Source organism: Fibrobacter sp. UWR3, from assembly GCF_900143055.1.
Classification (GTDB): Bacteria; Fibrobacterota; Fibrobacteria; order Fibrobacterales; family Fibrobacteraceae; genus Fibrobacter.
The window spans coordinates 333,098-347,574 of record NZ_FRCW01000001.1 but is presented as its reverse complement, the minus strand read 5'-3'; the positions used below and the strand labels follow the sequence as shown (position 1 = coordinate 347,574).

The 14,477-nt window shown below is 55.0% G+C and carries 12 protein-coding genes; all 12 read right to left on the bottom strand.

Translation table 11 applies throughout. The features are described from left to right. Positions 1 to 31: 31 nt before the first annotated feature. A complete protein-coding gene (rodA, locus tag BUA44_RS01645; protein ID WP_072807811.1) occupies positions 32 to 1,285 on the bottom strand; it encodes a rod shape-determining protein RodA in 1,254 nt (417 codons plus the stop codon). After that, positions 1,282 to 3,129 carry a penicillin-binding protein 2 gene (gene mrdA, locus BUA44_RS01640; RefSeq protein ID WP_072807810.1) on the bottom strand — a complete coding sequence of 616 codons (1,848 nt, stop codon included), beginning with the start codon at positions 3,127 to 3,129 and terminating at the stop codon, positions 1,282 to 1,284. Before mrdA ends, rodA begins: the two co-directional genes overlap by 4 nt. Then, positions 3,122 to 3,613 carry a rod shape-determining protein MreD gene (gene mreD, locus BUA44_RS01635; protein ID WP_072807809.1) on the bottom strand — a complete coding sequence of 164 codons (492 nt, stop codon included), beginning with the start codon at positions 3,611 to 3,613 and terminating at the stop codon, positions 3,122 to 3,124. The genes mrdA and mreD overlap by 8 nt, the downstream gene beginning before the upstream one ends. Then, on the bottom strand, positions 3,603 to 4,433 hold the full coding sequence (gene mreC, locus BUA44_RS01630; protein ID WP_072807808.1) for a rod shape-determining protein MreC: 831 nt from the start codon (positions 4,431 to 4,433) through the stop codon (positions 3,603 to 3,605). The genes mreD and mreC overlap by 11 nt, the downstream gene beginning before the upstream one ends. An 18-nt stretch (positions 4,434 to 4,451) precedes the next feature. Continuing rightward, on the bottom strand, positions 4,452 to 5,474 hold the full coding sequence (locus BUA44_RS01625) for a rod shape-determining protein (protein ID WP_072807807.1): 1,023 nt from the start codon (positions 5,472 to 5,474) through the stop codon (positions 4,452 to 4,454). A 50-nt stretch (positions 5,475 to 5,524) separates the two neighbouring features. Beyond that, a complete protein-coding gene (locus BUA44_RS01620; RefSeq protein WP_072808000.1) occupies positions 5,525 to 5,905 on the bottom strand; it encodes a hypothetical protein in 381 nt (126 codons plus the stop codon). 84 nt (positions 5,906 to 5,989) lie between these two features. Continuing rightward, positions 5,990 to 7,282, bottom strand: coding sequence for a hypothetical protein (locus tag BUA44_RS01615; RefSeq protein WP_072807806.1), 1,293 nt, complete (start codon positions 7,280 to 7,282; stop codon positions 5,990 to 5,992). Between the two features lie 118 nt (positions 7,283 to 7,400). Beyond that, on the bottom strand, positions 7,401 to 8,336 hold the full coding sequence (locus tag BUA44_RS01610; RefSeq protein ID WP_072807805.1) for an AgmX/PglI C-terminal domain-containing protein: 936 nt from the start codon (positions 8,334 to 8,336) through the stop codon (positions 7,401 to 7,403). A 3-nt stretch (positions 8,337 to 8,339) separates the two neighbouring features. Then, entirely contained in the window at positions 8,340 to 8,888 is a 549-nt protein-coding gene (locus BUA44_RS01605; protein ID WP_072807804.1) for a biopolymer transporter ExbD, read from the bottom strand. A 2-nt stretch (positions 8,889 to 8,890) separates the two neighbouring features. Then, the gene (locus BUA44_RS01600; RefSeq protein WP_072807803.1) at positions 8,891 to 9,784 is read right to left on the bottom strand and encodes an ExbD/TolR family protein; all 894 of its coding nucleotides are present in this window, start codon (positions 9,782 to 9,784) and stop codon (positions 8,891 to 8,893) included. Between the two features lie 39 nt (positions 9,785 to 9,823). Next, positions 9,824 to 10,444 carry a MotA/TolQ/ExbB proton channel family protein gene (locus BUA44_RS01595; protein WP_072807802.1) on the bottom strand — a complete coding sequence of 207 codons (621 nt, stop codon included), beginning with the start codon at positions 10,442 to 10,444 and terminating at the stop codon, positions 9,824 to 9,826. 187 nt (positions 10,445 to 10,631) lie between these two features. Further along, positions 10,632 to 14,477 (bottom strand): tetratricopeptide repeat protein, encoded by a 3,846-nt coding sequence (locus BUA44_RS01590; RefSeq protein ID WP_143151818.1) that lies wholly within the window; start codon positions 14,475 to 14,477, stop codon positions 10,632 to 10,634.

The following is a 14,477-nucleotide window of genomic DNA, read 5'->3' as shown; positions in this document are numbered from 1 at the left end:
AACGGAAAATGAGCCAAAACGCCTGTTTTTTTTACTGACGCCAACCCTGGAATCGCATGCAGAGGATTCCGCCCACAAGCACCATACAGGTAAGGGCGAACGACCCGCCGTACGAAAGGAACGGGAGCGGAAGCCCCGTCACGGGCATGAGCCCGATAGTCATCGCGATGTTCACTATCATGTGGAACAGGAATATGGTACAGGCCCCCATGGTAATGAGCGTAATGAAGGGGTCCGCGAACAACTTGCACGTGGAACTCGCCCGCCACAGGAACAGCGTGTAGAGCGAGAGTATGAACAGGCAGCCCGCAAAGCCGAACTGTTCCCCGAGCACGCTGAAAATGAAGTCGGTGTGTTCTTCGGGCAAGAACGCGAGGTTTGTCTGCGTGCCCTGACCAAAGCCCTTGCCCGTAAGGCCGCCCGAACCAATCGCGGTAAGCGACTGCAGCACCTGGTAACCGTCACCCTTAGGGTCGCTCGTCGGGTCGAGGAACGTATGCACGCGCTTCTGCTGGTGAGGTTCCAGCATATTCCACGCCATCGAGCTCGCGTAACCCGCAAGGATGTTCGCCGCAAGAAAAAGCACCGTCAGCACCTTCGGGAGCCTGCGGCGTACCAACGCGAACACCACCGCGCAAATCAGGAGGCCCCATAGCACCTGGAATACGATGTCCTGGGAATGCGAGAACAGCACCGAAAGCACCGGGCTTGCAAGCAGGAACATGTCGGTGAGCGTAAGGCCCGCAAAGAAGAACGCCACGTACGTGACCGCGATGAACACGAGGGCCGTACTCAGGTCGGGTTGCTTGAGCACCAGCGCGAAAGGCACAATGAACAACAGGGCAGGAACCACGAAGGTCTTTACCTTGTAGAGGCTCACCGGGTGGCGCGAAAGCCAGTACGATATCGTGAGCAGGTAGGCAATCTTCGCGAATTCGGAAGGCTGCAGCTTGAATAGCCCGAGGTCAATCCAACGGCCCGCGCCCTTCACCACGTCACCCGCCACGAACAGCACCACGAAGAGAAACACCAGGGACAAAATATACAGGGGGACCGTCGCCCTTTTCAGCCAGTCAATCTTCAGGAACACGATACCCGCGGCCAAGACGCACCCGCCAGCAAAGTAGAGAATCTGCTTGAACCAGAGAGTCTCGTAAAAAGGCAGGTTGTCGCTCGCCGTCGCCGAATACACCAGGCAGACGCCACACGTCATGAGGGCAAGCGTTATGCCGAGGAACAGCCAATCCACTCTCCTGGTATTGTCGAGGAAATGGTTCAGTTTCATTTCTTCGCCTCCTCTTCAAGCCCGAAATACGCCATCATCACCTTGCGCGCAATCGGGGCCGCCTTCGCGCCGCCACCGCCTGCCGCCTCGAGAATCACGGCGACCGCGATTTGCGGGTCATAGAGCGGGGCCACAGCCGCATACCAGGCGTGAGTCTTCTCGCCCTTCTTCCATTCGCCGGAACCCGTCTTCGCGCCCACCCGGATACCCGGGAGCGCGCCGCGCTTGCCCGTGCCGCCCGGATGGTTCACCACGGAATCCATCGCCGCAAGGAGAATCCTGTGCGTTTCCGGCTTCATCTTCCCGGGCCGCACTATCTCGGGTTCGAATTCCTTCACCACGTTGCCCTTGTAGTCGCGCAGTTCCTTCATGAGGTGCGGGCGGTAAACACCCTTGTTCGTCGCAAGCGAGCCGATGAACGTCGCCTGCTGCAGCGGGGTAACCAATTGCCCCTGCCCAATCGAGAGGTTCAGGATAAGTCCGCGCGCCCATCGCCAACCGAGCCTCTTGTTCCTTTCGTTAAACGACACCGAATCCGGGAGCCAGCCGCTCTTCTCGCCCGGAATGTCAATGCCGAGCGGTTGCTCGCCGTAGCCGAAGCGGCGCCCGAACTCGTTGATGCGGGCCATGTCGATATCGAGACCCGCCTGGTAGAAGAACACGTCACACGAAAGCCTCAATGCATGCACCACGTTCAGGTTGCCGTGCACGCCCCAGCACTTCTGGTAACGCGAACCGAACTGGTAGCCACCCGTACAGGATTTCGGGTAATACTTCGTCTCCGAAAGTATTCCGCTCTCGAGCCCCGCGCCGGCGGTCACAAGCTTGAACACCGATGCAGGGGGGTACGTTCCCGAAATCGCACGGTTCGTGAGCGGGCGCATGGAATCGAGCGCCACTTGTGCCCAGCCCTTGTTGCGTTCGCGCTTCTTCAACGAGAAAATGTTCGGGTCGAGGCGCGGCGAACTCACCATGGCGAGGATCTCGCCATTGCGCGGGTCAATCGCCACGAGCGCACCCTTCACGCTGTCGGCAATCGCCTCTTCCGCCACCTTCTGCAACTTGAGGTCAATCGTAGAAACCAGGTGCAGTCCCGGGACAGGCGGTTCACTCTCCACACCGCGCACCAGGCCCACCTCGCGGCCCATCGCGTTCACTTCCACAAGCTTCAGGCCGTTCTTGCCTCGGAACTCGCTATCGTAATGCTGCTCGAGCCCCTTCTGGCCGATACGGTCGCCCTGCGAATAGTCCGCAAACTCGGGCAACTTCAGCTGTTCTTCCGAAATCTCGCTCGTGTAGCCGAGCACGTGCGAAGCGAGCGTCCCGTAAGGGTACTCGCGTCTCGATTCGATGAGCGTCGTAACGCCCGGGAGTTCGCTCGAGTGTTCCTCGATTATCGCCACCTGCTCGGGCGATGCGTCCTCGAGAATGCGAATCGGGCGGTTCTTAATCCAGTGCGCCCTCTGGAAAGCCGTATCGAGCGAAAGCGAGTCGAACATGCGTTCGCCGTTCTTGTCCACAATCTGCAAGAGGCGGTTGAAAATAATCGCGCGGGCAGAATCCCTGCGCGGCAAGTGCATCGCCTGCAAGGCAATCTGGTAAGAGGGGCGGTTTTGCACCATCACTTCGCCATTGCGGTCGTAAATGAACCCGCGTTCCGCCACAAGCACAACACGGCGCAGGCGGTTGTTCTCAGAGCGCTGGAAGTTCTCGTCGTAATCGAGATACTGCAAGCTAAAGAGTCGAACCAGGAGAATGGTAAAAAGAATCACCACGCCGGCCATGAACACCAGCACGTTCCAGTTCCTGGTCTGGACGCTGTCGTTATCCGACATGCTAAGCATGGCGTTTCTTCTTTCCGACAGACAAGTGGAACACAACGGCCCCGATAACCATCGTATAGGCGCATTCCGGCAATGTCTTCGAGAAGAACAGGTTCGTGACCACGTCCTTCTCAAGTCCGGTCAAGAAGAAATAGAGCATGTCGCAAAGGAGGAACCCGAAACCGAGCACGCCCACCTTCGCGGGCAGGTTCAGCGTAAGGAACCGCTCTTCAAGCTGGCCCACAAAGAACCCGAGCACCGTCATCGAAATCGTATTTGCGCCGAGCCATTCCACCGGGGCGTAAACGTCCTGCGTAAAGCCCGCAAGGAATCCCCACAGCGCACCGGCCGCAGGCCCGTGCTTTATCGCAATCGACACAATCAAAATAAGCACGAAGTCGGGCCCTGCTCCAAAAATGGAGAGCCAATCCGCAACCGTCGTCTGCAACACGAAGCAGATTACAAACAAAATAAGAACGCGAATCCATTTCCAGCTATTGTTCATCGAGCAACTCCTGGATAATCCATTCCGGTTCCTTTTCCATCACGAACACTTCCTCGAGCGCCGAGAACTCCTGGAACGGAGCCACATCCATCTGGCGCATCACATCGAGGTCAGACTTGCGAACCGCCTTCACCGTACCCACGGGAATCCCCTTCGGGAATATCCCGCCAAGCCCCGAAGTAATGAGCGTATCGCCCACTTCCACGCCCGCATGCGAAGGAATCATCGCCGTAAGCAGGTGGCCGTCAACCGATTCAAGGAACCCCACCACGCGCGATTTCTTCTCGAGTACAGACAACTTAAGGTTCGGGTCCACCAGCAACTGCACATGCGAATGCGTGCTTGTCGCCTTCGTAATCTTGCCCACGAGCCCGTTCATCGAGAACACGGGCATATCTTCCTTCACGCCCTGTATCGTACCGCGATTAATCACGAGCGTCGTAAGGAACCTGCCAGGGTTATGCCCCACCACGCGCGCTGTCACAATCGGGTAATCCCACTTGTCATCGAACCGGACCAACGTGTGCAGTCTTGTCAGTTCCTGCAAGCCCTCACTCGCATAGTACGTTTCCTGACGCAGGCGTGCATTTTCCTCTTTCAGGCGTTCGTTCTCTTCAACCACCGAATGGTATGCGCCCACCGAAGATACGACCATCTGTGCCGGATAGAACACCGTACCGAGCGCCGTAGAGATTATGTTCTCGCGCACCGTCTGCGGAGCCTGCCGCATCAAGAGACCAACAAGCAAGAAAAAGGCAAAAGCGACAACGCCATGCCTTTGAGTAAACAGTTCAACTATAAAGCGGAACGCCCTAAGCATCGAACAGTAGAATCCCCGTTAATTGGAAGATGCTACCAACACGGGGCGATACTTGTCGAGGTCCTCGAGAATGCGAGCGGCACCCTTGCAAACGCAGGTGAGCGCTTCGTCAATCACATTCACCGAGAGTCCCGTTTCCTTGCGGATACGTTCATCGAAACCGCGGAGCAGAGAGCCACCGCCAGTCATGATGATACCCTTGTCGTAAATGTCGGCAGAAAGTTCAGCGAGCGTAATGCTCAGAGCCTGCTTCACAGCCTCGATAATCGCAGTCACGGGTTCATTCAAGGCCTCGCGGATTTCCGTGCTCGAAATCGTCATCGTACGCGGCATGCCGGCAATAAAGTCGTGACCCTTGACCTCCATGGTCAGTTCTTCCTCGAGCGGGCTTGCAGAACCAATCTGGATCTTGATCTGTTCGGCAGTGCTTTCGCCCACGTGGAGGTTATACATCGTGCGGAGGTAACGAACAATGGCTTCATCCATCTCGTCGCCGCCCACGCGCACAGACGCGCTACAGACGGTGTGGTTCAAGGCAATCACCGCGATATCGGAAGTACCGCCGCCGATATCCACAATCATGTTACCCACAGGGTCTTCCACAGGGATGCCCATACCGACAGCGGCAGCCATCGGTTCGTGGACCAGGTGGACTTCCTTCGCACCAGCCTGCTTGGCGGCATCGATAACGGCGCGGGTTTCCACTTCGGTAATGCCGCTCGGCACGCCCACAACAACGCGGGGCCTGACAATCCACAGCGGGTACTTCTGCACGCGCTTAATGAAGGTCTGGAGGAGAGTTTCGACCAGTTCAAAATCCGCAATCACGCCATCGCGCATGGGGCGCACGGCACGCGTCTCGCCCGGAGTCCTGCCGAGCATCTTTTTCGCCTCGAAACCAATCGCCGACACGCGATTGTTCTTGCTGTCCACGGCAATCACCGTAGGTTCGTTAATGACAATGCCCTGGCCTGCCACGTGAACGAGAGTGTTCGCCGTACCCAGGTCGATACCGATATCACAGGAGAAGAGTCCGAACAAAATATGGTCCTTTGAAAAGGTGAATCCTTACAAGCGAAAATATAAAACTTTTATTTCTGCTTTTCCTTGCGGTCCAAGGAATCCTGCCCGAATTTGAGCGCCTTGTAATAGCGGTCCCACTGGCGCGCATGGGCGTCGTAGCGGTACTTGCGCTTCTCGTGCATGTTGATGTCCTGATAAATGAAGAAGTCCACCTCGGCATACGCCGAATAGATGGCGGCCGTATCGCCCGCAAACAGCCTGAAGTCCTTCACGCGGTAGTAGGGCGTATCAAGGATTCCGCTACGGTCACCCGATGCATGGATGGTCTGGGCCACAATAAACTTGAGGTCTTCCTGGACATACGCGTTTAATTTATTCTCAATACGTTCCGTCCTTTCAGAACAACCTAACAAGACAATCGCCGTAAGCAAAATAAGCAAGTATTTCATGGTTGAAAAAATAGTTATCATCGCAACAAAAAAAAGAAATGCCCTCCGGTTGGAGAGCATTCCTCAATAGCCAGTCCTTGCCTACTAGAAGGAGTAGGTAGCAGAGATTCTCGAGAAGATGCGGCCTTCACCCTGGAACGGGTTGCGGAACAGCAGGTCTTCGGCGACAGTCACGTCGATCTTCAGCTTTTCTTCGATGTTGATACCGAAGCCGAAGCCCACGTGGTCGTCGGCAGTGCCGTTAGCAAGCGGGTTCGTGCTGAAGAAGTTGCCGCTGTCGGTGCAGATGCCCGAACGGCCCTTGTTCTTTTCGTTCTGGTCGCAGTCGGTGTAGAGGATGGATTTCTGACCGCCGACGCGGATCACGAACCAGTCCCACCAGATGTTGCGTTCGATACCGAAGCTGATCATGCCGCCGATGTCGCGACGTTCATCCCAAGCCGGATCGTCGTTGTCGTAGGAATTGTAGACCCTCTCGCCAGTGGTGTAGTCAATGCTCCAGTCATGAGCCTCGAGCTTGTCCCAGATGAAGTCGAGACCCAACCAGAAGAAGCCGCGGTCGAGAGCGACGTTGATGCCGAGGCCGACCTGGGCACGCTTGTTGTCGATGCCCGGAGCTTCGATGAACTTAGCGGAAACCGCGGGTACCAGTTCGCCGTCGATTGCCTCGAGGGTGAAGAAGGCGCGGGACTTGGCAAGGAAGCTGAAGTCGCCATCATCGAAGAAGTTCTTGTGGTCAGGGCCGAACTGGATGCGAGCGAGAGCGAACATGAACTCGAAGTCGATGTTCGCACCGAACTGCATGTTCAAGCCTGCATCAGCCTGCACGATGGAAGCGTATGCATTGTCATCGACCTGGTAGATGCCACTCGGGGTCTCGTAGCCACCGTCCTGGTGTGCAATGTAGATGTGCAAGCCGAGAGCGTCGCCGTTAGAGAGCGTGAACCCGAGGAAGCCGTCGAAGTTAGTAACGGTTTCGGGAACGTTAGAGATGTCGCGGCCATTTTCAGCAATCACGCGGTTCGGCAGGTAGCGTGCGAGTTCCTCGTTGATGCGGCCGAAGAGACCACCGATGGAAAGACGCGGATCCGGATTGTTCTCGTCACCGAGGGAGAGCGAGAAGATACCGCCGAAGTTCGGGTGCATCGGGTCCTGGTTCGTACCCGTAGCGACATCCTGCGTGTAAGGTCCGAACTCACCAATCAAGTAGTTCGGGTAGAGATTGATGTTTGCAGGGTTGTCGAAAATACTCACATCATCCATGATGTAGGTCGTGTTCTTGCCCATGGATTCGACGCGAGCGAAGGTAGCGAAAGCAGAACCTACCCCGAGGATTCCAAAAGCAGCGCCAACGGCAATTGCTGATCTCAACTTCATTTGAGGACTCCTATTAAAAATTCTGTTATAAAGTTAGATTAAATTAAAGAAAAACGCAATAGAAAAATAAAAAAAGACCACGCTTTTTGAGCGTGGCCTTTTTTCAACAGGTTTTCCGTTATTCGGAGAAGGTGAACGGAATCGTAACGGTGGTGTTACCGGACTTAACCTTGCTGAACGTCCAGTTGGAGACGGCGCCCTTGATCTGAGCATCGAATTCGCCGTAACCAGTGGTGGAAGACACAATGGAAATGCTGATAACTTCGCCACCCGGAGCGATCGTGAACTTCAGGGTAACCTTACCCTGGAATCCCGGTTTCTTCTTCAGGAACTTGTTGTAGATGTGGCGCAGACCCGGGGTACGCTGACGGACGACCTTCATGATGTCCGCTGCGGAACGAGAGCCACCACCTGCACCCATGTCAATGTCACGGGCAGACGGGGTCTTGATGTTACCCTTGGCCTTGGTAGCAATACCGCCACCGCCACCGCCGAAGAGGCCTGCGAGGCCGTCGCCGATACCACCGGCACCGCCTTCAGCATAGCCTTCGTTGAAGCCACCGTCAGCCTTACCGCGACGGCCACCGAGAACGGTCTTACCCGTCGTCTGGAGGCCAGCCACGTCCTTAAGAACCTTATCGATGTCCTTGGTGAACTTCTGGTTCTTCATGAGGTCGTAGGCAGCAGCACTAGCAGTCTTGGTCTGAGCAGTGAGGAGCTTGAGCACGCCGCGAGTCTGCGGAGCGTTCGGCTGGCCCTTACCACGGGGCTTGCCACCACCACCCGCCTTCTTGCGGGGCTTCTTGGGCTCTTCCTTCTTCTTCTCTTCCTTCTTTTCTTCCTTCTTCTCGTCCATAGACATCTGGGCGGTCAGGTCGGGGCCTTCAGAAGAGTCGAAGATAACTTCATCGACGACCACTTCGTACATGGAGGCCCAGAAAGAAAGGGCAAGAGCGACAAGCACAGACGCACCAGCGATGGTGGCCATCTTCTTGTCGGATTCAGGCATAAGAGCCGCAACTAACGGATCTACAGGAGTATTTTTCTTAGCCATAGATTATTCCTCCCCTCCGTTCTTTTCGAGAACGGCAAAGGAAACGTTCGTATAGCCGCTCATCTTCTCGTAGCCAGTTTCGCCTTCGGAAGAGTTGCAGGACGGCACGCCAGCGATACCGCAGGTAGCCATCACCTTATACATGGCGTCGTAAGGGATGTTCTTGTCGATTTGGACAACAACGCTACCGGCTTCGTCGGCAGGCTGGCCCTGACGCAAGTGCTGGTCCACTTCGGCCTTACGTTTCCCGTAAAGGGTAGTAAGAACAGGCTGAACACAGAGATCTTCCTGAGCAAGCACGTCCGAAGTCGGCACGACTTTCTCATTGTCGACCACCACGTATTCCTTATCGATCACGACCGTCAGAGAAACTTCTGTCGGCTGGAGCTTGGACGTGGAGACCGGAAGGATCAGGTTTTCGGCCTGGGTCAAGAGCTGACCTTCAGCGTCCATGTTCTTGATCATGAACACCAGGATGATGGTCATCATGTCCATCATCGAGGTAATCGAGAACGGGACGTCGTCAGCGTATTTACGAGTTCTTCTAGCCATGATTAACCTCCCAACTTTGCAAGGTTGATCTTGCTGAAGCCCGCTTCCTTAGAACGGTCCATGAGCTGGATGATCTTGTCGAACTGCGTATCGTCGTTAGCCACGATGATGATGTTGTCGACGTCTTCCAGGTCGATGAACTGCGTATGGATTGCGATCAGATCCTTTGCGATGAGATCGTATGCGGAAAGCGGATGAATGAGGTTCTTCGCCGCAACGTCCGGTTTGAGCGTGCGAGCGGAGTTCGGGGTAAGGGTTGCGAGAGCCGTACCTGCAGCGGGCTTCTTGAGAGCCGGCGGCGGAGTCAGGCCCATAGCGCCTTCACCCGGGAGAGCGAGGAAGTTGTTGTTGCCGTCAACATAAGCACTGTCGGCAACAGGTTCTTCGGGAGTACCCCCGTTGGTGTAGAGCGCCCAGATCACGCGACCCGGATCCTCTTCAGATTCTTTCTGGATTGCCCAGAGTTCGATAGTTTCGATTTCGTAGAGATACTTCTCTTTATCCATCTCGCTACCGTCCTTGCACTTCGGACCATGTCCGGCTTCAACTGCGGCCTTGACATCTTCGACGGCATGGGTAATCAGCTTAGCATCGGACTTGCAGCGGAACGTCCACATTTCCTTGAAATAGACGTTCGGCTGGAAACCACCACGAGCACCAATCACGAGATATTCGTTGGTAATCGCGAGGCTCAAGTTCAATGCCTGCTCATCCGGCGGAGGTGTTTCATCGTTCGGGTTGATCATACTGCGCTCGGGCAGGTTCACCTGAACAATTGCCAGCTTGGAGAAAGCAGCCATGGAGAGAAGCATAGGAATCAGAATCGTGAACAAGCCCATCGCCGGCAACAGGTCCGGTTCTTCAGGCTTTGCTGGTTTCTTGACTTCTTTTGCCATTTTTTAAACTCCAGTTAAAGACTTAACTCTCAAACACAATTAGACGAGAGAGTTGATAATCTTGAGGCCCTTTTCTTCCATTTCCTGGATGAGGCGTTCGGAGTTCATGTTGAGGAAGCCCACAATGACCAGGAGAGGCACTGCGGAGAGAAGTCCTTCAAGCGTCGTACCCATAGCGATAGCGATACCGTCGGAAAGAGCCTTGGCACGTTCGGAAGCGGGTTTGTTAGCCACAGCGTCGAAGGTGTAGATCAGACCGTAAATCGTACCCATAAGTCCGAGCAACGTAGAGATGGAAGCCATCACGGAAATAAGGGAGATGTAACGAGTAAGACGCGGAGCTTCAGTCAGGAACACTGCATCGCAAGCAGCCTGCATGCCTTCGCGGCCACCGGCGCGGTTGGCAACGATAGCAGACATAATGCGAGCAACCGGGAGGTTGGTAGCGTTGGCGAGGCTAAGAGCCTGGTCATACTGCTGAGAGCTGATGAGCTTACCGAAATCAGCGAGGAACTTGGCACGGCCCTTGGAGCTCTTCACCAGGATGTAGATGATACGTTCGATGGAGATGCCGAGACCGATGATGAACACGGCCAGGATGATCCACATGAACTGCCAACCATCGGATTCAGGGCTGAAGGATTGAAGCATTTTAGACATTTTAGATTACTCCTTTCGAGTGTTGTTTTTGTGTTTGTTTTTGAAATCTTTGTTCATATTTATTTTTTTTTGGGCGTTTTTGGAGGGTCAACGGAGTAAAACTTTATTTACCGCGTCAGAAACCCGCCTAAAGCCCTAAAAATACGGGGAACCTATGAACAAGGTCCCCGTAAAATAGTTTTTACCGCTACTTCTTCTTGCCCTTCTTCTTACCAGCCTTCTTCTTGGCAGGTGCCGGAGCGGGGGCAGCCTCTTCAGCAGCAGCAGGTTCGTCCATGGACGGTTCCGGCTCGGCAGACGGGGCCGGAGCACTCATCAGCTGCTTCTTGAGTTCCTCAAGTTCGGCCTTCAACTTTTCGTTTTCAGCCTTGGCATCCTTGATGATTTCGCGGAAGGTATTGATCCTTTCTTCCGGAGTCATGACTTCGGACTTCGAAATCTGTTCGATACGGGCCTTCGTCTTGAAGTAGCTCGGGTCAGAGAACAGAGTCGACGGGTCAAACTTTTCGATCTTCGTGGCGAGAACTTCGTTCGTTTCGTCAAGAGCCTTCAACGTTTCGAACAACTTCGCAGTCCACTGGTTGTCGATACCGTAGTGGGCAGAGGCCTTGATACCGGTAGCGCACTGCGGAACGGCGAGTTCCTTTGCGGAGTTCGACTTGTTCATGAGCTCTTCACGATAGGCCTCGAGGTCTTCGTGAGCGGCTTCGATAGCGTCGGCCTTCACCATTTCTTCGTAGATGTATTCCTGAACGATGGCGGCGGAGTCCGGAAGCGGTGCGTTCGCGAATGCGTCAGCCACTTCGACGAACACGGCGCAGCCCTGGTAGAACATTTCGATGTAGCCTTCTTCAGCCTCGACCACGTCCTTGTTGTAGAAGCCCTGGTCGCGTGCAAGGTCGATGTTCTTCTGGAAGATCGGGCGAGCCTGTTCGTAGTAGCTCGGCAGCTGCTGCACGATGGTAATACGTTCGGCGAACTTCTCGTCTTCCTTCTTCGCGTTCATTTCCTGTTCGCGGATCTTGGCGGCCATGGTCACGAAGAGCATACCCATCTTGTTCGTGGCACGGAAGGTCCACTTTTCAGAAGCGTAGGCAGCAGACTTGGAGTAGTGACCCATAGCCTTCTGGAGTATTTCCACCAAGGTCTTGATGATCTTGGCCTTGTCCTTTTCCTTACCCTTCAGCACAATCGGGTCCATCTTGTGGAACTCGTGTTCACCCATGTAGAAGGCGGCTTCGGCCGGGACACCCGGGTCGGCGTTCTTGATCTGCAAACCGTACTTGTCGTAAGCTTCGAGAGTCTTGCGGTAGTCTTCGATAGCCTTGTCTTCTTCCTTCAGTTCCATGTAGGCACGGGCTGCACCGATGTAGGCGGCAATCAGCTTTTCCTTGTCTTCGGTGTACATCTTGATGAAGTTGTGGTATTCGGAGGCGGCAAGATCCCACTTCTTGGCGTTAGCGTAAGCCATCGGGATGGAGAACGCGGCGTCAAGAGCGTAGGTGCTCTTCGGGTAGTCGCGAACGAGGTCCTTGGAGCAACGGATTGCTTCGTCGGTCATCTTCGCTTCGTCGTAGCTCAAGCAGGCGCTGTACAGGAAGCTCGGGGTCTTCTCGTTCTTCGGGTAGCGCTTGTAGGCAAGTTCGTAGGTAACAGCAGCGTTCTTCTTATCCGGGATGGAGTCATACACGGCGGCAGCAAAGCCGATTGCCTGGAACGCCATGGAATCCTGCGGGAAGTTGTTCGTGATAAAGAGGAACGTGGTCGCAGCCATCTGCGGCTTGTTGTCCTTCTTGTATGCGGATGCGGCACGGAGCACGCCCTTGATAGTGAGCGGAGAGCTTGCGTACTGCTTCGGGAGAATCATGAAGGTTTCGGCAGCCTTGTTGTACTGGTTCGCGCTTTCGAACGCGGCAGCGGCTTCGAAGATAGCCTTGTCGGCAATCTCGACCTTCGGGTAACGCTTCACGAGAGAGAGGTAAGCATTGGCACCCTTCTCGTACTGGCCTTCCTTGACAGCCTTTTCAGCCATCTGGTAGAGCACGAACGCGATAGCCTTTTCGGTTTCCTTAGCCATCGAGTCGTTCTTGGTGGCCTTCACCTGCGTGTACTGCTTCAACAGCCATTCGAATTCGGCGAGAGCCTCATCGAGCTGGTTGGATTCGAGCAAGGACTTGGCAAGCATCTGGCTGATGAGCAAGATGTACTGGTGGTTCGGGTACTTCTGGCGGAGTTCGCGAAGAACCGTAACCGCAGTCTTGAACTTCTTGGCATTGTAGTGCACGAGGGCAGCGTTGTAGGCAAGTTCGGCAGCTTCCTTGTTCTGGCCAAACTTCTGCATGTACTTGTCCACCTGGGCGAAGTAAGCCTTCGTTTCGGGGAGGTCGTAAGCCTTGACCGTATCGCCGTTAGCCTTGCTCTTGAGAGCGGCTTCGCGAGCCTGGTCCATCATGAGCACGGCGTTGTAGGCAGCTTCTTCCTTCTTCAGGAGGGCAGCGGAACCGAGAGCGCGGCGGCCATAACGGGTGGTATCGGTATCGACAATCCAGTTGAACATCTTGGCGGCATTCGCATGCTGGCCCATTTCCTGGTAGGCGGCAGCGAGGTCGATATGCACGGTGTATTCATCCCAGGTCGGTTCATTCTTGTAACGGGTGAGGAACGCCTCGTAAGCCTTGATAGCTTCGGCATAGCGACGCTTACCGCCCTCGATATCACCTTCCTTGGTGATCTTCGCGGCCTGCTGGTGATGGTAGTGCGGAATTTCGAGCATAGCGCCGCGGATAGCCTTGTCAGCGTTCGCGACGGATTCCTTATACTTGGTGTTCTTCTTGCGCCAGGAGGAGTTCTTGTCGTAGCGCTTCACCACCACGTAACGGTAGTTCTGGGCTTCGTCGAACTTCTGCTGCACGAGCAAGATTTCGATCATGGCGATATCGGCGAGCGGAGCGTCGATGTAGTCCGGGTTGATCTGCATCAAGCGCTTGAAGGACTGGACAGCTTCTTCGTTACGGTCGTGGTCCTTGTTCTTCATACCGATGCGGTAGTACACGGAATCCTTGAACGGAACCTTCTTGTCCTTGAGGAAGGCTTCAGCTTCGGCGACACCACCACCTTCAAGGTCAGAGAAGGAGGCAGCCATGAAGTCCATAGCTTCGGCGCGGAGGTCGTTGGGGTATTTACCCTTGTCGGCACCGATGATATATTCGTAGTACTTGTAAGCAGCCGTTTCGTATTCGGCGATGTTGTAGTAGGATTCAGCCAAGTGGTACATGGCGAGAGCCGCTTCCTTACCGGTGAGGTTCTCAAAGCCGGTCACCTTCTTGTAGGCGGCGATAGCATCACGGAACTTGCGGTTCATGAAGTGGTATTCGGCGATACGGAGCCATGCCTTCGGCACGAGACCGTCGTTCGGGAAGTTCTTGACGAGACGATCGCGGAGCTTAAACGCCTTTTCGTCTTCGCCGCTAGCTTCCTGCACGGCAGCGGCCTGGTAGAGCACCACCGGAATCTTCGGAGCCTTCGGGTACTTGTCGATGTACTCGAGGAAGTAGCCGAGGGACTTCTGGTGGTCGGCCTTCGGGTACTGGCCGATGTTCGCACACTTGGCCGGCTTGTTATCGCGGTCGGCACACCAGGCGACATCTTCTTCGTACTGGCCCTGGATATCCAGGAACTGCTTTTCTTCGAGCATGAACTGGTAGTGACCCAGCTGCTGGAGAGCACCGGCACAGCGGTCGGACTTCTTGCCCTTACAGGTTTCGCCCTTGGCGAGCTTTTCCCACTGCTCGATGGCCTTCACCATGCCCTGTTCGTCGAGGCCGCCGGAACGGCATGCCTGTTCGGCCTGGTTCTTGATTACCTTATAGGAACTGGCGCACTGCTCATAACCAGATTTGCCCTTCCCGATGGACTTGCACTTGGCAAGCATTTTCTTTGCTTCGTTGGTCTTTTCCTTACAAGGATCCGATGCAGCGAAAGAAGTTCCGATAAAGGAGCAAACAATCGCAGCGACAAGAATGATTTTTTTCAT